This is a genomic window from Acinetobacter guerrae, from assembly GCF_009372255.1.
Taxonomy (GTDB): Bacteria; Pseudomonadota; Gammaproteobacteria; order Pseudomonadales; family Moraxellaceae; genus Acinetobacter; species Acinetobacter guerrae.
In genome coordinates, this window is record NZ_LXGN01000056.1 from 136911 (window position 1) to 157646 (window position 20736).

The following is a 20736-nucleotide window of genomic DNA, read 5'->3' on the forward strand; positions in this document are numbered from 1 at the left end:
AGGAAAAGGTGAGTTATGGCGTTTTATGGTGATTCCGACGCACAAGAAACCCAAGAATGGCAAGATGCATTTGATTCGGTTTTGCAGCATATGGGTACAGAACGTGCTGCTTTTTTGCTCGAAAAGCTTTATCAGCGTGCAATTGCGAAGCATGTTCCTATTCAGCGCCTAAATACCCCTTACTTAAATACAATTTCAGTAGAAGAACAACCAGCCATGCCAGGCGATCAGGATATGGAGCGTCGTATTCGTGCGCTCATTCGCTGGAATGCACTGGCAATGGTATTGCGCGCCAATAAAACTGGTGACGATTTGGGTGGTCACTTGGCCAGTTTCGCATCTTCAGCAACATTATATGATGTAGGCTTTAACCATTTTTTCCGCGCCAATAGCGATAATTTTGGCGGTGATATGATTTATTACCAAGGTCATTGTGCACCTGGTATTTATGCGCGTTCATTTCTTGAAGGTCGTTTGACCGAAGATCAACTTAATAATTTCCGTCGCGAAGTCAATGGCAATGGTTTATCTAGCTATCCACATCCATATTTGATGCCAGATTATTGGCAATTTCCTACGGTGTCGATGGGGCTTGGTCCGATCATGTCGATTTATCAGGCACATATTCAAAAGTATTTGATGAACCGTGGCTTGATTAAAGAAGAAAACCGTAAAGTTTGGGCGTATCTCGGTGATGGTGAAATGGATGAGCCTGAAAGTACAGGTGCAATCTCACTTGCAGGCCGTGAAAAGTTAGATAACTTAATCTGGGTGGTGAACTGTAATTTACAGCGTCTAGATGGCCCTGTGCGTGGTAATGGTAAAATTATTCAAGAACTTGAGTCATTATTCCGTGGCGCGGGCTGGCGTGTGATTAAAGTTGTTTGGGGACGTCATTGGGATCCTTTGTTGGCCAATGATAAATCAGGCGCATTAAAAGCAGTGATGGAAGAAGCCGTTGATGGTGATTATCAACGTTACCAAGTAAAAGGTGGCGCTTATACACGAGCGCATTTCTTTGGTAAGTATCCTGAAGCTGAAGAATTGGTGAAAAACCTTAGCGATGAAGATATTGATAATCTAAATCGTGGTGGTCACGATCCGTATAAAGTTTTCGCAGCCTATACCGAAGCGATGAAGAGTACAGGTCAACCTACAGTGATTTTGGCAAAAACCGTAAAAGGTTATGGTTTGTCTGATGAAATTGAAGCGGTTAATAAAACCCATCAGATCAAAAAAATGCATGTTGATTCACTCAAGTATGTACGTGATCGTTTCAATCTGCCATTTACCAACGAGCAGCTTGAAGAATTACCGCTCTATCGCCCGGCAGAAAATTCGCCAGAATTGAAATATATGAAAGCGCGTCGTGAAGCATTGGGTGGTTATCTACCTGCACGTCGTAAAGATAGTACGGCATTAGATATTCCTGAAATTTCAGTGTTTGACAGCGTTCTAAGTGGTAGCAATGGTAAAGAGCAATCTACCACGATGGTCATGGTGCGATTGATTGCGGCTTTACTTAAAGAAAAAGCCATTAAGGATCGTGTCGTTCCAATTGTACCTGATGAGGCGCGTACTTTTGGTTTGGAAGGTATGTTCCGCCAGTTAGGCATTTATGCTGCGCATGGTCAAAAATATACTCCTGAAGACAATGAGCAGCTCATGAATTATCGTGAAGCGAAAGATGGCCATATGTTGCAGGAAGGGATTAACGAAGCGGGTGCCATGAGTGCATGGGCAGCGTTGGGCACAAGTTATTCAACCAATAACTTGCCAATGATTCCAATGTATATGTATTACTCCATGTTTGGTTTCCAGCGTATTGGTGATATTGCTTGGGCAGCAGGTGATGCGCAGGCTCAAGGCTTCTTGCTTGGTGCAACAGCTGGTCGTACAACTTTGAACGGCGAAGGTTTACAGCATCAGGATGGTCATTCACATATTCTGGCGAGTACGATTCCGAACTGTATAGCTTATGATCCTTGCTTTGGTTATGAGTTGGCTGTTGTGGTACATGATGGTTTAAAACGCATGTATGTGAATCAGGAGCGTGTGTTCTATTACTTAACAGTCATGAATGAAAACTACGAACATCCTGAAATGCCAAAAGATGCAGAAGAAGGCATTAAACGTGGTATGTATCTATTTGAAAAAGACGATCAGGCAACAGTTCAGTTATTAGGTTCTGGTGTGATCTTACGTGAAGTCATCAAAGCTGCAAAAATCTTGCGTGAAGAGTATCAAATTCACTCGAATATCTGGAGTGTCACGAGCTTTAACGAATTAGCGCGTGATGGCATGGGTTGTGACGAATACAATCGCTTGCATCCATTGGCAGAGGACACCAAAGAATCTTGGGTATCACAACAGTTACGTGGTACAGATGGTATTGTGGTGTCTGCAACGGATCATATGCGTGCTTACAGTGAACAGATTCGAGCGTATTTACCAGACAATCGTCCATATGTAACTTTGGGCACAGATGGTTATGGTCGTTCAGATACACGTGGTAATTTGCGTAGTTACTTTGGTGTCGATGCTGCACATATTGTGGTCGCAACGCTGAAAAAACTGGCAGATGAAGGTGAAGTCGAAAACCGTTTGGTTAAAGATGCAATTTCTAGTTTTGAACTGGATACCGATCGTCCAGTTGCTTGGGCACCACAGGCGCATCCAGAAGTACAACCTGTAGCGGAATATCATGAAACTCAATCAGGTGAGGGGAACTAAGCGATGCAAGTGAAAACACCTGATATTGGCGTAGATAAGGCAACGGTTGCTGAAATTTTAGTAAAGGTTGGCGATCAAATTTCTGAAAATGATAGTCTTATTCTTCTTGAATCGGACAAAGCTTCAGTTGAAGTTCCAAGCACAGTTTCTGGCGTGGTCAAAAGTATTTTGGTTCATCAGGGCGATGAAGTAACCGAAGGAACTGCTTTAATTGAGTTGGAAAGCGGAAGTGACGCTCAAACTGAAGATAAGGCGCCTGTTAAGTCAGAAGAAGAAGCGGCGAAACCTGCTTCCTCTGAACCAGAAGCGAAACCAGTAACTCAACCAAGCACATCATTCTCATCTGGTGCAACTAGTGTTATCGAAGTACAGGTTCCAGACATTGGTGTAGAAAAAGCAACAGTTGCTGAACTGTTGGTTAAAGTGGGCGATGAAATTTCTGAAAATGATAGTTTGATTCTTCTTGAATCGGACAAAGCTTCAGTTGAAGTGCCAAGCCCTGTTTCTGGAATAATCGAAAGTGTTGCAGTGAAAGAAGGCGACATTGTTAAAGAGGGTGTACTTCTGCTAAAAGTTAAAACTCAAGGTGGAAGTGAACAAGCAACTCCTGCAAATGAAAATACCGCAGCGCAACCTGTTGAGACGGCTACTACAGCCGTTGAAGATGAAACTGATACACAGGAAACAGTCAGCTCAGGTGAACAGGAAATTAGCGTACCTGATTTGGGCGTCGATAAAGCCACAGTATCTGAAATTTTGGTACAAGTGGGTGATCGTGTAGAAGCACAACAAAGCTTATGTGTAGTTGAATCTGACAAAGCTTCAGTCGAAGTACCAAGCAATATTGCTGGCGTAGTAAAAGCGATTCATGTCAGTGTTGGTCAAGAGGTTAAACAAGGTATTGCATTGGCAACCATTGAGGGTGAAGCAAAAGCAGCACCTAAAGCCAAATCTCAACCTGCTGCTCAAACTGCGTCAGTAAAAACGCAAAGTGCTGCAAAACCTGCTGAACAGTCAAAGGCTCCTGTAGCAGACTCAGTCAATAAATTGAGTCAGGAACAAGAAGCAGATAATGCCAAAGTCTATGCAGGTCCTGCTGTGCGTAAGCTTGCACGTGAACTCGGCGTGATTTTGGCGCAGGTCAAAGCTTCGGGTGAGCATGGTCGTTTGATGAAAGAAGACATCTATGCCCATGTTAAGCAACGCATGACAGCCCCTGCGCCAACTGCGTCAGCTACTGTAGCAGCAGTTGCATCGGGTTTACCTGCATTGCCTGACTTTAGTGCATTTGGTGGTGGTGAAGTCAAAACCATGACTCGTCTGCAACAAGTGTCTGTACCACAGTTGTCACTCAATAATTTTATTCCACAAGTGACCCAGTTCGACTTGGCAGATATCACCGAGTTGGAAGCATGGCGTGGTGAATTGAAAGATGGCTTTAAAAAGCAAGGCGTTAGCCTGACGATTTTAGCCTTTATTGCGAAAGCAGTTGCGCACTTGCTCAAAGAAGAGCCATATTTTGCAGGACATTTGGCTGATGATCAAAAATCGGTATTATTGCGTAATGAAATTCATATGGGTATTGCAGTAGCAACACCAGATGGTTTAACTGTACCTGTATTACGTAATCCAGATCAGAAATCGATTAAACAGATTGCAATTGAACTCGGTGAGTTGAGTCAAAAAGCACGTGATAAGAAATTATCTCCGAAAGACTTACAAGGCGCTAACTTCACCATTACCAGTTTAGGTTCAATTGGTGGAACGGCATTTACACCATTGGTGAACTGGCCACAAGTTGCGATTCTGGGTATTTCTCCTGCGACGATGCAGCCAGTTTGGAATGGTAAAGACTTCGATCCGCGTTTAATGTTGCCATTATCATTGTCTTATGATCATCGTGTTATTAATGGTGCTGATGCTGCGCGTTTTACCAATAAGCTCACTAAGTTGCTCAAAGATATTCGTACGTTATTAATCTAACCTTCTTATTAAAGAAACCCCGCCATGGCGGGGTTTTTTATTTTGCTTTTTCTTTACATGCGATCATTAAATAAACATTTCTTATTCATCTTTGATACAGGATTCACCCAAATATTACACAGGCTACAGGTATGATAGCTAAAGCAAACACAAGAATTTAAAAATGAAGGAGCAAAATCATGAGTAATTCAGATGATCCAAAATTGACTCAATTGAATACACAAAACCTATCAAAAGTTCAAGATTCCCATGCCAATCCACTGGATGTTGATATATTAGAAAATAATCGATTTTCTTCTGAGCAACTTGAAGGCTTGACTGATAGTGATGAATTAGATGAAGAGTTTCGTGAGGAGCAAACAGAGCCAGCAGAAAAAACCAAGGAAAAGCATATTACGACGCATGAAAACAGTGAAGGTAATCAGGCAATACGTGAAGCAGTCGAAGAACTTGATGTAAAGCAATTGGAACAAAACTTAAATGAAAAAGACCCTGATCATCCTAGTCCCAATCCTGCGCCATTTATTTCTCATGAGAATGGCAAATAAGTAAATTGTGATCGGATTCAATTATTAGCCTATGAATCTAAAAAAGTATTTTTCTATAAAAGGTCTTCAATAAATAAGTATTGAGTTTAAGATGTTTAAATGATCGCAAGAAAAATCCTAAAAAATTGTAAAAATAATATGATCCCCGTGAGGTATTTGCTATGATAGAACTACTTCATTGGGGAGTAGCCTCCAGTTACGCAAAGTAATTGGGTGATGATCAACATAATTGTTCCACCGAACATGGTCATCATAGCTTGAACGTTTACACGTTCTTTAGTTGGCAAGACCTTTGATTTATCGTTCTGCACTTTTGGCTAGCAGGGGCGATAGGTCATAGGTATATATGCTAGCCAGAGAACAGATATGCAAGAATTCCTGATTTCGACTTCTGTTGTTGCCCTTGCTGAAATGGGCGACAAAACCCAGCTCCTTGCGCTTTTACTCGCTGCCCGGTTCCGCAAACCTGTTCCTATTCTTATTGCTATTTTATTAGCAACCACCATTAACCACGGTTTATCTGCGGTGTTAGGTCAATGGCTTACTACTGTACTGAATCCAAATGTAATGGTTTGGGTATTGGCGATCGGATTTATTGGAATGGCGCTCTGGATGTTAATTCCAGATAAACTGGATGATGAAACCGATAGTATTAATAAATGGCAACGTTTTGGTGTGTTTGGTGCAACCTTTATCTTATTTTTTCTCGCGGAAATTGGAGATAAAACTCAAATTGCAACCGTCGCTCTTGCGGCGCGTTACGATAGCGTATTCTGGGTTATGCTTGGAACCACAATTGGTATGATGATTGCCAATGCGCCTGCTGTATTTATTGGTAATAAAATGGCAGATCGCTTGCCAATTTCCTTGATTCATAAAATTGGTGCTGCAATTTTCTTGATCGTTGGTATTTCAACTCTGGTTCAACATTACTTCTTTTAATTCTGTTTTATACATATTTTAAGCATCTGTTCACAGGTGCTTTTTTTATGTTTGTCTTGATTTTTAGTGAAATGAAAAACCACATCGTAATTTGACAATGACAAATAACTTTATGCGCAACTAAATTTCCTAATCCAATCAAATGTTCAATACATAACAGATTTTGGTAGTGACTCTATTTAAAAATAGCAGTAAGGTTAAATCTCTTATTGCTATTTTTATTCTGATTCGAATAAAGGACACGAAAATGCAACTCTTGAATGAACGGCAAAGCGTGATTGCCAGTTATATCGTCATTCCTTTAGCGTTGCTTTTAATTATTCCTCTACATTTATTGGTTGGTTTGTTATCTGGTTTATTGATTTACGCTTTGGTTACTAACTTAAGTCCTTATATTGAAGGCTTTTTCAACCGTAGATACAGCCGTCTTGCGGTAGTTGCATTATTTAGTGTCATACTGATTAGTGCGCTTCTTTTTTTGGTGGTCAGTTTAAGTGCTTATGTGGTTCATGATCTAAAAGGTGGCGGCCTGTCAGCAGTCAGTACCAATATCGATGCATTGCTGCATAAGTTTCAGCAGGAACTTGGCGGGTATTTTCTGGGAATATTTCCCGAAAGTATTGATGAAATGAAAGACTATTTGCTGAGATGGTCGAAAGATCACGCGGGAACTTTACAACACGCAGGGACAGATGTTCTACATGCTTTTGTCACCATGATTATTGGGATGATTTTAGGTGCATTAATTTCCTTAAATCCCCCTCAGGAAGATGAAAATACGCCTAGCTTTCGTCGGGCTTGTTTACAACGTTTACATGTACTTTATCAAGCATTTAAAAATGTCGTTTTTGCACAGGTGAAAATTTCGCTGATCAATACGATTCTATCAGGGCTATTCATTTTTATTGCCTTACCATTACTGGGTATGCATCTTCCTTTTGGTAAAACGCTTGTGATTTTAACCTTCGTGCTTGGTTTATTACCTGTGGTGGGTAATTTAATGTCCAATACGCTCGTGGTACTATCCGCAGTAAGTGTTTCCTTTACCACTGCGGGCATTGCGCTGGTTTATCTGGTACTGATTCATAAACTAGAATATTTTTTAAATGCCGATATCGTTGGACAAAGAATCAATGCCAAAGCTTGGGAACTCTTGATCGCGATGTTGGTTCTACAGGCGATTTTTGGTTTAGGTGGTTTGGTAGCAGCGCCGATTTATTACGCTTATTTTAAAAATGAGATGAAGCAGGCTGGACTTATTTAGCCTGTTATTCAGCTAAAGTCAGCTATGCAGTAAAAATTCCCACAATAAAAATGAAAATTAATGGCAAATTTGTTTATAATAGCGCACGGAAACTACCAGTGAGATTGTTATGCTGACCATCGTTCAAGAAGCGTTGACCTTCGATGATGTCTTATTACTCCCTGCCTACTCTACAGTTCTTCCAAAAGATGTCTCCTTAAAGACACGTTTGACCCGCGGTATTCAACTTAATATTCCTCTTGTTTCGGCTGCTATGGATACTGTGACTGAGTCACGTATGGCCATTGCCATGGCTCAAAACGGTGGTATTGGTATTTTGCATAAAAATATGGATATTGCCGCACAAGCAGCTGAAGTGCGCCGCGTCAAAAAATTTGAAGCAGGTATGGTGAAAGACCCGATTACAGTGACACCTGAAACGACAGTAGGTGAACTGATTGCCATTACACAGGCCAATAATATTAGTGGTGTACCTGTGGTCAAAGATGGCAAAGTGGTTGGGATTGTCACAGGGCGTGATACACGTTTTGAAACGAATCTAAATCAGCCTGTTAGCAATATCATGACCCCACAAGACCGTTTAGTGACGGTGAAAGAGGGCGAATCTAAAGAAAATATTCAAGCTCTACTACAAAAACACCGTATTGAAAAAGTGTTAGTCGTAGATGACAGCCATGCATTGAAGGGCTTGATTACTGTAACTGACTTCCGTAAAGCCGAGCTTTATCCAAATGCATGCAAAGATGAACTAGGTCGTCTGCGTGTTGGTGCTGCGGTGGGTACAGGTGCTGAAACTCCAGCACGTGTAGAAGCGTTAGTTGAAGCAGGTGCCGATGTGATCGTTGTGGATACTGCACATGGTCATTCTGCTGGTGTGATTGAACGTGTACGTTGGGTTAAACAAAACTACCCACAGGTACAGGTCATTGGTGGCAATATTGCAACAGGCGATGCTGCATTGGCGTTATTAGATGCAGGTGCAGATGCGGTGAAGGTCGGGATTGGACCGGGTTCAATCTGTACGACTCGTATCGTTGCGGGTATCGGTGTTCCACAGATTTCAGCCATTGATAATGTAGCTTCTGCACTGAAAGAACAAATTCCATTGATCGCTGATGGTGGTATTCGTTACTCAGGTGACTTGGCGAAAGCCATTGCTGCAGGTGCGAGTACAATTATGGTCGGTTCACTTATGGCAGGTACGGAAGAAGCACCGGGCGAAGTTGAATTTTTCCAGGGGCGTTACTATAAAGCGTATCGAGGTATGGGTTCACTAGGCGCAATGTCTGGCGCGACAGGTTCATCTGACCGTTATTTTCAGGATGCCAAAGCGGGTGTTGAGAAATTGGTACCAGAAGGCATCGAAGGTCGTGTTCCTTACAAAGGCCCAATGAGTGCGATAGTGCATCAAATGATGGGTGGTTTACGTTCATCGATGGGCTATACAGGTTCTGCAAATATTGAAGATATGCGTCAACACACCAAGTTTGTGAAAATCACTTCTGCGGGTATGCAGGAATCACATGTACATGATGTGACCATTACTAAAGAAGCACCAAATTATCGGGTGGGTTAAATTTCACCATACCCACACATGAAAATGCCGTCAGTTCACTGACGGCATTTTTGTTTTGGTGTAAAGTAAACACAATGAGAGAAAGGCTGTGATCGAGCAGTCCATAATAAGTGAGTAGAACATGAGTTATTTTGGAACAGATGGCATTCGTGGAAAATTTGGAGAAATGCCAATTACCCCTGAATTTGCACTAAAATTAGGATTTGCTGCGGGTAAAGTCCTCAAGCGTACTAATCCGAAAGCCAAGCCAATCGTTGTGTTAGGGAAAGATACACGACTCTCGGGTTATATTCTGGAAGCAGCTTTACAAGCAGGTCTGAATGCGGCTGGTGTTTATGTACATTTATTAGGACCATTACCAACGCCTGCTATTGCTCATTTAACTCGTGCATTACATGCACATGCAGGGATTGTGATTTCTGCTTCGCATAATCCGTATTTTGATAATGGTATTAAATTTTTTTCTAGTGAAGGAAAAAAATTGCCAGATCATTTACAAGAACTGATTAATGAAGAATTAAAACAGGACATCCAAATAGAAGATACTGCAAATCTCGGCAAAAGCGTTCGGGTTAAAGATGCCAATGGACGTTATATCGAATTTTGTAAATCAACTTTCCCATATCATTTTGATTTGCGTAATTTAAAAATTGTGGTGGATTGTGCCAATGGTGCAGCTTATAACGTTGGGCCAGCTGTATTTCGTGAATTGGGTGCAAAAGTTATTGCTTTATATAATGAGCCAAGTGGCTTGAATATCAATGAGCATTGCGGATCAACTCATCCTGAAAGCTTACAAAAAGCCGTGGTAGAGCATCAAGCCGATCTAGGCATTGCCTTTGATGGCGATGCAGATCGCGTGATTATGGTGGATCAATTTGGTCATCTGGTAGATGGCGATCATATTTTATATATTTTGGCGACTCAGGCCAAAAACAAGCCTGCGGGCATTGTGGGAACAGTCATGAGTAATATGGCACTTGAACTGGCGCTAGAAAAAGCACAAGTACCATTTGTCCGTGCCAAAGTGGGTGACCGTTATGTACTACAAGCACTTGAAGAAAATAACTGGGTGATTGGTGGTGAACCTTCAGGTCATATTTTAACGTTGGATAAAAGCACCACAGGCGATGCAATTATTGCAGCGCTACAGGTTTTGACAGTCATGGTAGAGCAAGAAAAAGCACTACATGAGTTGGCTGCTGATTTTAAACTGTTCCCACAGGTATTGGTCAATGTTCGTCTTGAGCAGATGATTGATCCTTACGCTGTGCCTGCTTTAGTTACAGAGTTTGAAAAAGCTGAAGCGCAACTGAAAGGGCGTGGTCGTTTGTTGATTCGTAAGTCAGGGACAGAACCTGTCATTCGTGTCATGGTTGAAGGTGATCAACAGGAAGAAGTGACAGCGCTTGCCAATCAGTTGGCTGAAGCGGTTCGTTTTCACGCTACCGCTGCATAAGGAAAATCATATGAGTGACCTGATAAAAGACCTGAGTGAATTACGTCTCAGTTATGAAAAAGGCGAACTGTATGAAAATCAAGTCAGTCCAAATCCTCATGAGCAATTTTTACAGTGGTTTAATTATGCACTAGAAGCTAAGGTTCATGAACCTTATGCCATGTCTGTTGCAACCTGTAATGTTCAAGGTCGCCCACATGTTCGGACATTATTATTACGTGGTGCAACAGAAGCTGGCTATGATTTTTATACCAACTATGACAGTCAAAAAGGGCAAGATTTAGCTGAAAACCCTTATGTCGAATTATTGTTTTATTGGCATGATCTGGAGCGTCAAATTCGTGTCAGTGGTCGGGTCAATAAAATCCCTGAACTGGAAGCGATTGATTATTATCATAAACGTCCACGTGATAGCCAGATTGCGGCACACATTAGTACGCCACAAAGCGGTGTAATTGAAAGTCGTGAGGTGTTGGTACAACGTTTTAACCAACTCCATGATCGGGTTGGAGACAAAGCAGAGTTACCTAAGCCTGAGTTTTGGGGTGGTTATCGAGTTCAGCCAGATTATTATGAATTCTGGCAAGGACGACCAAATCGTTTACATGACCGACTTAGTTATGCGAAAGTGGATGGTACATGGAAGTTACAGCGTTTAATGCCTTAAATGACCCAATTTCAAATTAAACAACGCCCTTTATTGACACATCCTGAAAAGTTTCAGGGTGTGCCACACTTTATTGCTGAAATTTTGGCACGTCGTGGGGTCAATTCAAGTGATGAACTTGATTTAAAACTCAAACATTTACTTGCTCCCCAACTAAAAGATCTGGATAAAGCGATTCAACTGATCGATCAGGCGATTGATCAGCAGCAAAAGATCGTGATTGTCGGTGACTATGATGCAGATGGAGCAACCAGTACAGCTTTAATGATACTGGTGCTTCGTGATATGGGCGCACAGGTAGATTATTTGGTGCCAGACCGCTTTAAATATGGTTACGGATTAACGCCTGCCATTGCAGACTTGGCACATCAAAATTTTCAGCCAGATTTATTGATTACGGTAGACAATGGGATTTCCAGTCATGCAGGTGTTGAGCGTTGTCATGCCTTAGGCATGCAGGTCATTATTACCGATCATCATTTGACCACCAAAGAAACGCCACAGGCAGAAGCAGTGGTCAATCCCAATCAGCTTGGATGTGAATTTCCAAGTAAGGCACTGGCGGGTGTTGGAGTTGCTTTTTATTTATTGGCAAATCTGGCGACCTACCGCAGCAAGCTGAATAAAAGCAGTTCTAAAATAAGCCAATATCTAGATTTGGTCGCGTTGGGAACGTATGCAGATGTGGCTAGTCTAGATTATAACAACCGAATTTTAGTCGATGCAGGTTTAAAACGTATTCAGCAACAACACTGTCGGTTGGGCATATTGGCTTTGCTGGAAATTGCCAAACGTGATGCTGCGAGTTTAAAAGCACAGGATTTAGGCTTTGTTCTAGGCCCAAGAATCAATGCTGCTGGACGTATGGACAGTATGAATATTGGCATTGAATGTTTATTGGCTGATGATTATGCCAAAGCTTATGAGATTGCAGTACAACTGAATCAACTGAATGTTGAGCGACGTCAAGTCGAAACCAGTATGAAGCAACAGGCACTCGATTCTCTGGAGCAACTTCAACTGGAGACAGAGCACATTCCTCCTGCATTGATCTTATTTGAGCAAAGCTGGCATCAGGGTGTGATCGGGATTGTTGCGGGCCGTTTAAAAGAACAATTTCATCGTCCCAGTATTGTATTTGCGCCAGATGAAGATGGGCAGCATATTAAAGGGTCGGCACGCTCTATAGATGGGATTCATATTCGTGATGCAATTGAACGCGTAGCGGAACGCCATCCAGAATTAATTAGTCATTTTGGTGGTCATGCAGCGGCGGCGGGTTTAACTTTGCATAAAGACCATTTTCAGGCTTTTAAACAGCATTTCACGGATTTGCTTGCCGAGATGGATCAGGAACTGTTTCAGGCGACGCTATGGACAGATGGTCGTTTACCCAACGATGCTTTTCATTTGGATATGCTGACTCAGATCGAGCAGCTTGGTCCTTGGGGACATAAATTTCCTTTACCTCAGTTTGAGGGGGAGTTTGGAGTACTTGATTATCGCTGGCTTAAAGATAGTCATCTGAAGCTCAAACTTACTCTTGATGATGGCGCAACGGTTGATGCTATTGCATTTAATGCAAAAGATAAATTCAAATTTGATCCCATGAAGGAACGTATACGTCTGGTCTACGAATTGGAACGCAATCAGTTTAATGGCTCAGTCAGTTTGCAACTGCGGATTATTTATTTAGAGCAATAAAAAATCGCTCAACTTGAGCGATTTTTTATGTTTGGGTTTCGAATTAGAAGCGGTAAGCAGCACGAACACCATAACTATTGTAGTCATCACCAAAACCAATACGACCTTCAACGCTGACTTGTTGATTTAGGAATTTTTTGGCATTGATACCCCATTCATCGCGATCAGTTAAATCGTTGTTGTAATAATCTGCACCAACACTGAAAGTTTTGTCGATATAGTAATCACCACGAACTCGATATTCGTCTAGATCACCAAATGCACCATATGCTTCAAGATTAACGTCATGTTGACCCACTTGAGTCACATATTTGGCACGAATAGTTGGGTCAGCACCGTCATCGCCATCTTTCTGGTCATAACCTGTTACACCTAAAGCAAGTAACAAACCTGGTGTTGGTAAGTAACCGATTTCAGCGCCGTAAAGGGTCGTTTTATTATCAATTGGGCTATTGTCAACTTCGAACTCTTCGCGACCAATACGACCACTTACATAAAAGTCACTATTTGGCACATAGTATTCAGCACCAACACCATAGTTAGTATCTTTTACGCCATCATTGTCTGCGTATTTCACTTGTGCACTCACATTGCTTGCACGATCAAGGAACGCTGCTTCGGCAAGTGGTGCATTGCGAGTTTGTACAGGGTTAAAATAATAAGTTCCATCAATACCAAATTGGTGAGTAGCGTCGTAATCATCCCAATCATTATATTGATATGAACCACCTACTTCTGCTTGATAAGCATGTGCAGTACCAGTCCCGACAAAAGCCAATGTGGATAGTAAAGCAGATGCAATTGCTAATTTTTTCATGGAAAAATCTCCCCTCCAAAGTTTTTAAAATTAAATCTTTTGTTACAACTTCAGTCTAGTGGAAAAAGATGGTGCGTCAATCTTGGCTTGGTAACTGTATTGTAATAATGTAATTGCACTGTAAATTATTTTATTTAACTATTTGTAATATATGAAAATTTAATAATGTTTTGTTTTATTAAAAGATACAGGGTTTTGTGACTAATGTAATAGTTTGCGCACTAAAAGGGCACTTTTGTGAGCAAATATCTCGATATGCACATCATGATGAAGACATCTTGAACTAAAAAAGATCCCATTAATTGAGCCTTGTTGAAAATTATTTCAGACATTTTGAGGTTTGTGATCGATAGTTTTGACACAATACAACCCTGCTATTGAATATCGATAGTCTTCACACCATCCCTTCAAAAAGCACTTTATGCTAAAATAATGCGCTATTTATTTTTGATGTGAGCATAATCGCGTGGAAATTAATCCTTATCTAAACCAAATAAAAGATTTAACTGATCGTAGTCAAACGCTACGGGGGTATCTTTGACTACGATCTGAAAAAAGAACGTTTAGAAGAAGTCCTGCGTGAGTTAGAAGATCCTGCGATCTGGAATGATCAGAGCCGTGCTCAAGCCATGGCTAAAGAGAAAGGTGAACTTGAGAATGTCATTGGTGTTCTGGATGGTCTGGCTGATCAGTTAGAAGATGCCAAAGCAATGTTGGATCTCGCCGTTGAAGCTGATGATGAAAGCTTATTGGTGGATGTTGAAAGTGAACTTGGTGTAGCTGAACAAGAACTTGCAAAGCTAGAATTCCGTCGTATGTTTAGTAATCCGATGGATCCTAATCCATGTTATGTCGAGATTCAGGCGGGTTCTGGCGGTACAGAAGCACAAGACTGGGCATCAATGCTGTTACGTATGTATATGCGTTGGATTGAACGTCACGGTTTTAAAGCTGAGTTAATGGAAGAATCTGATGGCGATGTCGCTGGAATTAAGTCTGCGACTATTCGTGTTGAAGGTGAATATGCTTATGGTTGGATGCGCACTGAATCGGGTGTGCATCGTTTAGTACGTAAATCACCATTTGATAGTGGTAACCGTCGTCATACTTCATTTAGTGCAGTGTTTGTATCGCCTGAAATTGATGACAATATCGAGATCGAGATTAATCCATCAGATGTGCGTACCGATACTTACCGTGCTTCAGGTGCGGGTGGTCAGCACATTAACAAAACTGATTCTGCGGTGCGTTTGACTCATATTCCAACGGGTATTGTGGTTGCCTGTCAAAACCAGCGTTCGCAACACGCCAACCGCGATCATGCGTGGAAACAATTACGTGCCAAATTGTACGAGTTGGAAATGAGCAAGCGTAATGAGGCAGCTCAGGCACTTGAAGACTCCAAATCTGACATTGGTTGGGGCAGCCAGATTCGTTCTTATGTTCTTGATGATTCGCGTATTAAAGATTTGAGAACAGGCGTTGAAAACTCCAATACTGGCGCTGTGTTGGATGGTGATCTGGATAAATTTATTGAAGCCAGCTTAAAACAGGGTCTGTAAGTTAAAAGCCAATTGACAAAGCTTAAGTTACATCTAACACTGTTATATCTATTAAAATAGATATTAATATTTAAAAAAATGAATATTAATATCGTAATTTTTCAATATAATGATCTTAGATGCTGAACAATGCTTTGTCATTTAACCCATGAGCAACGTTTATGGATGTAGATGCAATTTTTAAAGCCTTAGCCAACCCGACGCGCCGTCAAATTTTGCAATGGTTGAAGCAACCTGCCCAATATTTATCGGCAGACGAATGTGGCAATTTTGAGCGTGGTGTCTGTGCGGGTCACATTGAACGTTTAGGCAATGTTTCCCAATCCACCATGTCAAATCATCTGTCTGTGTTACAGCAAGCAGGTTTAATTAAGGTCGAAAAATATGGCCAATGGTCTTATTTTTCGCGTAATGAAGCATTGATTCAGCAATATCTCGATCATTTAAAACAAGCGCTGTAATGCACAGCGTGAGCCGAGGCAATTATGGCTGAATTAAATTCTCCACTGAAAATTGGCGATTTTGAAGTTAAAAATCGTTTGGTGTTGGCTCCTTTAACCCGCGCACGTAGTGGCGAAAGCCGTACTCCAAATCAATTGATGCAGGAATATTATGCACAACGCGCAAATGCAGGCCTCATTTTAACCGAAGCGACTGTAATTTCTTCTAAAGCAGTGGGTTATGCAGAAACGCCAGGACTTTGGTCTGAAGAACAGGCTCAAGCATGGCAGCCAATTATTCAAGCCGTACATGCACAAGGCTCAAAAATTGTGGTTCAGCTTTGGCATGTTGGGCGTATTTCTGACCCAGAATTGCTAGATGGTGATACACCTGTTGCACCAAGTGCGATTCAACCTGCTGGACACGTGAGTTTATTGCGTCCGAAGCGTCCTTTTGTGACGCCACGCGCTTTATCGCTTGAAGAAATTCAAGAGATTGTTGAGCAATATAAACATGCAGCAGAATTAGCTAAGGTTGCTGGTTTTGATGGGGTGGAGTTACATGCTGCCAATGGTTATCTGATTGACCAATTCTTGCAAAGTACTACCAATCAACGTGATGACGAGTATGGCGATAGTCTTGAAAATCGTGCACGTTTATTATTACAAGTGGTCGATGCCTTTATTGAAGTCTGGGGGGCGGGCCGAGTTGGCGTTCATATTGCTCCAAGAGCAGATTCGCATGACATGGGGGATGCCAATCCACTTGAAACCTTTGGTTATGTCATGCAACAACTGAGTCAGCGTCATATTGCCTTTGTTTTCTCGCGTGAATATCAAGCTGAAGACAGTATTAGTCCACAATTGCGTCAGCAATTTACAGGTGCGTGGATTGCCAATGAAAATCTAAGCCCTAAATCTGCTAAAAATATTTTGGCTAAAAATGAAGCAGATGCCGTTTCTTTTGGTAAAGCCTATATTGCCAATCCTGACTTGTTGACTCGTCTGGAAACGGGTGCGCCATTGAATGAGTTAAATCCAGAAACGATTTATGCTAAAGGTGCATTGGGATATACGGATTATCCAGTGTTAGCAGAGAATACACTCGAAGCTTAAACAGTCTATTTTCTTTAGAGCGGTGCACTTTAACAAAAGTGTGCCGCTCTGTTATATTCAAGCCCTGTAAAATGAATTGAGATCAAATTATTTGGCGACTCCATTTTGGTATAACTTTTTATTGGCGTGTATCAAGCCTTTTTATCGCTGGAAGATCAAACAGCGCGCTGAAACAGATGCACTCTATCAACAGGAATGTCTGGAGCGTTTTGGGCCATTTCAGCCTGTTAAAAATCGTCATGCCTTATGGTTTCATGCAGTTTCAGTGGGTGAAACCAATGCCGCACAGCCATTGATTGAACATTATTTAAAATTGGGCTATCCCGTTTTAGTCACCAATACCACCAAAACAGGACAGGCACGCGCTAAGTCCCTATTTTTGAAACAGCCGTATCTGGATTTATTTCAGGCGGTGTATTTACCAGTCGATCAAATTGATTTACTCCAACAGTTTTTTGCAAAATATCAGCCACGATTCTTAGCGTTGGTCGAAACAGAGCTATGGCCAAATTTGATCGATCAAGCCAAGCAGCATCAGATTGCGATTATGCTGCTTAATGCCCGACTATCTGAAAAATCGGCTAAAGGTTATGCCAAAGTCGCAGGTTTAACTAAAGCAATGCTGAGTAAAATGGACTGTTTACTCGCACAAGATTTATCTACGCAACAACGTTATATTGAACTGGGATTGAAAGCTGAAAAAACTGAAGTTGTTGGCAATATTAAGTTTGATATTTCAGCACCAAGACATTTTCTTGAGCAAGCCGAGCAACTCAAACAACAATGGCGGTTGCAAGAACGGCAAATCATTACACTTGCCAGTACTCATGCACCAGAAGAACAATTATTACTGGAAGCTTTACTGGAAGATTTAAAAAATAATCCTGCCTTGATGTGCATCATTGTACCTCGTCATCCTGAGCGTTTTGATGAAGTCTTTCAGCTCTGTCAGAAATTAAATTTAAATACCCAACGACGTAGTTTAGGGCAGTCCATTCAGCCTGATAGCCAAGTTTATTTGGCAGACAGTATGGGAGAATTATGGCTGTGGTATGCCTTAAGTCAGGTCTGTTTTGTCGGTGGTTCGCTCAATGAGCCAGGGGGCGGTCATAATATTTTGGAGCCAATGGCGCTGGATGTCCCAACCGTGATTGGCCCACGTTATTTTAATTTTCAAAATATTGTGGATCAATGTACAGCTGAACAGGCGATTGATATTGTTTCTGATGCCATAAGTGCAGCCGTGGCATTTCGACATTATTTATATGACCAAGTAGCTGCAAAACATATGGCAACTCAGGCACAGCAATTTTTAGCGCGTAATCAGGGTTCATTACAACGCCATATATCCGTGATTGATCAGTATTTGGATCAGCAGGCGGCAGATGAATGAATATTGTGTTACTGGAACCTGACGATTGTCAGGACGCATTATGGATCATTCAGCAACCTAGACAATATCAACATATTATTCAGCATCTAAAACTAAAAGTCGGTGAGCATTTAAAAGTTGGTATTCGAAATTTAGCGCGTTATCTGGTTGAAATTAAAAAAATTGATCACGATAAAATCTGGGTTGAGCCTATTCAAAAAGAGTTTGTTCCTGCAAAGCTTCCTGTGACTTTAATTGTCGCTTTGCCTCGACCCAAAGTGTTACGTCGTTTAGTCATGGACAGTGTCACACTGGGTGTGGACAAGTTGATACTTATCCACAGTTATCGTGTGGATAAGAGCTATTGGCAAACGCCTTTCTTACAACAACTCGATCATTATGTGACTTTAGGACTGGAACAGGCAGGCGATGTATATGCGCCAGAAATTCAGTTATACCAACGTTTTAAGCCTTTTGTTGAAGATGTTTTACCTCAGATGATCGATATAGATAAGCCTGCTTATCTAGCACATCCTTATGCAGAAAAATCCATGCCACAGGCCATTGGTCATGCCTGTACAGTTATTATTGGGCCAGAAGGGGGATTTATTCCCTATGAAGTGGATTTGATGAAAAAAAACGGTTGTCAGGTTTATCATCTGGGCAACCGTATTTTAAGAACTGAAACCGCAGTGTCTTATTTACTGGGGCGTTTGTTTGCTTGAATCAGGAGCAGACTGAGTGTTGGTAAGTTCGGGAGTATTCTGATGAACTTTCAGCTCTTGAATTGGATAAGGAATATTAATGCTTTGCGCATTAAAGGCTTGTTTGACTTCTGCCTGAACTTCACTCACCGATGCTGCGATATTGGTTTCAGTGGTATCAATCCACCAACGTACGGTTAAATTCACCGAAAAATCAGCCAATGCTGTGACATTGACACTAAACGCAGGTTGACTCAAAACATTACGATTATTATTTAAAATATTTAAAATAATCTCTTTGGCTTTTTGTTCATCATCTTCATAACCAATACCCACCACAAACTCACAGCGACGACGTTGATAAGCGGTATTGACCGTAATTGCGCTGGTATAAACTGTTGCATTGGGAATGACTAAACGACGGCCATCGGGTGAGCGTAAAAAAGTCGCGCGGATTTGAATATCTTCAACGGTTCCTTCCATCCCATTGACAATAATATCATCACCAATGCGAAAGGGTTCGCCCAATAAAATCAGGACACCCGATAATAAGTTCTGGAAAATATCTTTAAAAGCAAAGCCAATGGCAACTGAGCCAATCCCGAGTGCGCTGACCAATTGACTTGGGGTAAAGCCTGGAATCGCAATAACCAATGCGATTAGAAAGCCAAAAAACAAGATCAGAACACTACCAACCCGATTAAGTACCAAGACCAGATTTTGTCGGGTATAACTACGATTGGTGAGTGTTTTGGCAATGAAAAATTTAAATAATTTAGTGAGCAGCCAAAAAATAAGAAATACAGCAAGTGCAATACAGAGATAAGGCACACGTTCCCAAAATCCATCCACGATTTTATCAATAGTGGTATAAGCATCGTGGTATTTTTCAGTGTGCTGGATCACTGATTTTGTGGTTTTCTCACCTGCTTGTTGAATGAGTTGAGCGGTGTCTGTTGCGACATCGCTCAGTTTATTATCTTCTGCCACATTGATTTCCAAAATATCAGCTTTCAAAAACAAGGCGATAGTGTAGTACGATCACCTATATCCCTCAACTGCGATCTAACTCTGTTTAGAAATAGCTTGTGCCTTTTTGTACGATCTGTGTAGGACTTTGCAGTTCGCCTGAACTTGACATAAATGAAATCAAGCTGGCAAAAGAAAATAGACTTAAAATCATAACAATGATCATGAGCCAAGCCAAAATCTTTTCCCATACGGCAGAACTGCGAGGCGCACCATAATCATTTAAGCCCTTTGTTCCAGAGGCAAAAATCACGTAAAGCATAAACAGAAACTGTACGATTGGAATCAGAAGCAATAAGCACAACCATCCACTACGATTGAGATCATGCAAACGGCGAATTAAAAAAACAATATGAAAATACGCTACAACTACCCATAAAATCAGCACCCCTATGCCCATAGCACCACTAAATAAATCCATAACCCGATCATTAATGGAAAAGGTATTGAGACTAAACACGCCAACAAATACGCCTAAAGCCAGATAAGCAATAACGGTCACGATATTTAAAAAACCATACCATCCCAAATAACTCAGACGATTAAAACGGCCATTGGGAGATAAAGGATTATCTTTTATTTCAATACTATTTCTGGCAAAGAAAGGAGAATTGGAAGATGGCTGTGTCATGTTTCCCTCGTTTTTTGGAATGTTTATATCAGGATGAAATGTTACATTTTTTAAAAATAAATGAGATCATATTTTGAAATCTTCATTAAAAAAAGTATAGCTAAGTACACAAAAAATCAATAATTTTGTTAGAAAAGATAATGTCTGAAATAAAAAATTAGGCTATGTTGGACTAAGACCAAAGCATTA

17 protein-coding genes and 1 riboswitch are annotated in these 20736 nt (G+C 41.2%); of the genes, 14 read left to right on the top strand and 3 right to left on the bottom strand.

The window, feature by feature from the left end; genetic code table 11:
• Window positions 1-15 precede the first annotated feature (15 nt).
• The 9 genes from aceE to recJ all read left to right on the top strand — a co-directional run bounded on the left by aceE (window position 16) and on the right by recJ (window position 12876).
• Window positions 16-2733, top strand: coding sequence for a pyruvate dehydrogenase (acetyl-transferring), homodimeric type (aceE, locus tag A7A69_RS14035; RefSeq protein ID WP_152878180.1), 2718 nt, complete (start codon window positions 16-18; stop codon window positions 2731-2733).
• Window positions 2734-2736: 3 nt separating this feature from the next.
• Window positions 2737-4716, top strand: a complete 1980-nt coding sequence (locus tag A7A69_RS14040) for a 2-oxo acid dehydrogenase subunit E2 (protein WP_152878182.1) — start codon at window positions 2737-2739, stop codon at window positions 4714-4716.
• 179 nt (window positions 4717-4895) lie between these two features.
• Window positions 4896-5264 carry a hypothetical protein gene (locus A7A69_RS14045; protein WP_152878183.1) on the top strand — a complete coding sequence of 123 codons (369 nt, stop codon included), beginning with the start codon at window positions 4896-4898 and terminating at the stop codon, window positions 5262-5264.
• Between the two features lie 168 nt (window positions 5265-5432).
• Window positions 5433-5555: riboswitch (yybP-ykoY riboswitch) on the top strand.
• Window positions 5556-5630: 75 nt separating this feature from the next.
• Window positions 5631-6206, top strand: a complete 576-nt coding sequence (locus A7A69_RS14050) for a TMEM165/GDT1 family protein (RefSeq protein ID WP_120369835.1) — start codon at window positions 5631-5633, stop codon at window positions 6204-6206.
• Between the two features lie 247 nt (window positions 6207-6453).
• Window positions 6454-7470 carry an AI-2E family transporter gene (locus tag A7A69_RS14055; protein WP_120369834.1) on the top strand — a complete coding sequence of 339 codons (1017 nt, stop codon included), beginning with the start codon at window positions 6454-6456 and terminating at the stop codon, window positions 7468-7470.
• A gap of 109 nt (window positions 7471-7579) precedes the next feature.
• Window positions 7580-9046 (top strand): IMP dehydrogenase, encoded by a 1467-nt coding sequence (gene guaB, locus A7A69_RS14060; protein ID WP_120369833.1) that lies wholly within the window; start codon window positions 7580-7582, stop codon window positions 9044-9046.
• A gap of 121 nt (window positions 9047-9167) precedes the next feature.
• Window positions 9168-10505 carry a phosphoglucosamine mutase gene (gene glmM / locus A7A69_RS14065; protein ID WP_152878185.1) on the top strand — a complete coding sequence of 446 codons (1338 nt, stop codon included), beginning with the start codon at window positions 9168-9170 and terminating at the stop codon, window positions 10503-10505.
• A 10-nt stretch (window positions 10506-10515) separates the two neighbouring features.
• The gene (pdxH, locus tag A7A69_RS14070; protein ID WP_151979871.1) at window positions 10516-11172 is read left to right on the top strand and encodes a pyridoxamine 5'-phosphate oxidase; all 657 of its coding nucleotides are present in this window, start codon (window positions 10516-10518) and stop codon (window positions 11170-11172) included.
• The gene (gene recJ / locus A7A69_RS14075) at window positions 11173-12876 is read left to right on the top strand and encodes a single-stranded-DNA-specific exonuclease RecJ (RefSeq protein ID WP_152878187.1); all 1704 of its coding nucleotides are present in this window, start codon (window positions 11173-11175) and stop codon (window positions 12874-12876) included.
• A 43-nt stretch (window positions 12877-12919) separates the two neighbouring features.
• Here recJ and A7A69_RS14080 read toward each other — a convergent pair whose 3' ends face one another.
• Window positions 12920-13693 carry a putative porin gene (locus A7A69_RS14080; RefSeq protein WP_120369829.1) on the bottom strand — a complete coding sequence of 258 codons (774 nt, stop codon included), beginning with the start codon at window positions 13691-13693 and terminating at the stop codon, window positions 12920-12922.
• Between the two features lie 466 nt (window positions 13694-14159).
• Between A7A69_RS14080 and prfB the strand changes: the two genes are divergently transcribed.
• The 5 genes from prfB to A7A69_RS14105 all read left to right on the top strand — a co-directional run bounded on the left by prfB (window position 14160) and on the right by A7A69_RS14105 (window position 18908).
• Window positions 14160-15255, top strand: a protein-coding gene (gene prfB, locus A7A69_RS14085; protein ID WP_120369828.1) for a peptide chain release factor 2 whose coding sequence is annotated in 2 segments (ribosomal slippage) — window positions 14160-14231 and window positions 14233-15255 — 1095 coding nt in all. Because the reading frame shifts where the segments join, the coding sequence is not laid out codon by codon here.
• 161 nt (window positions 15256-15416) lie between these two features.
• Window positions 15417-15716 carry an ArsR/SmtB family transcription factor gene (locus A7A69_RS14090; protein WP_120369827.1) on the top strand — a complete coding sequence of 100 codons (300 nt, stop codon included), beginning with the start codon at window positions 15417-15419 and terminating at the stop codon, window positions 15714-15716.
• Window positions 15717-15740: 24 nt separating this feature from the next.
• Window positions 15741-16811 carry an alkene reductase gene (locus A7A69_RS14095; protein WP_152878191.1) on the top strand — a complete coding sequence of 357 codons (1071 nt, stop codon included), beginning with the start codon at window positions 15741-15743 and terminating at the stop codon, window positions 16809-16811.
• A 91-nt stretch (window positions 16812-16902) separates the two neighbouring features.
• Entirely contained in the window at window positions 16903-18204 is a 1302-nt protein-coding gene (locus A7A69_RS14100) for a 3-deoxy-D-manno-octulosonic acid transferase (protein ID WP_152878193.1), read from the top strand.
• On the top strand, window positions 18201-18908 hold the full coding sequence (locus A7A69_RS14105; RefSeq protein ID WP_152878195.1) for a 16S rRNA (uracil(1498)-N(3))-methyltransferase: 708 nt from the start codon (window positions 18201-18203) through the stop codon (window positions 18906-18908). The genes A7A69_RS14100 and A7A69_RS14105 overlap by 4 nt, the downstream gene beginning before the upstream one ends.
• Here the strand turns inward: A7A69_RS14105 and A7A69_RS14110 are convergent.
• Entirely contained in the window at window positions 18885-19877 is a 993-nt protein-coding gene (locus A7A69_RS14110; RefSeq protein ID WP_120369949.1) for a mechanosensitive ion channel family protein, read from the bottom strand. The two genes, A7A69_RS14105 and A7A69_RS14110, sit on opposite strands and share 24 nt — an antisense overlap.
• Before the next feature lie 85 nt (window positions 19878-19962).
• Entirely contained in the window at window positions 19963-20547 is a 585-nt protein-coding gene (locus A7A69_RS14115; RefSeq protein ID WP_152878197.1) for a DUF805 domain-containing protein, read from the bottom strand.
• Between the last annotated feature and the right edge of the window lie 189 nt (window positions 20548-20736).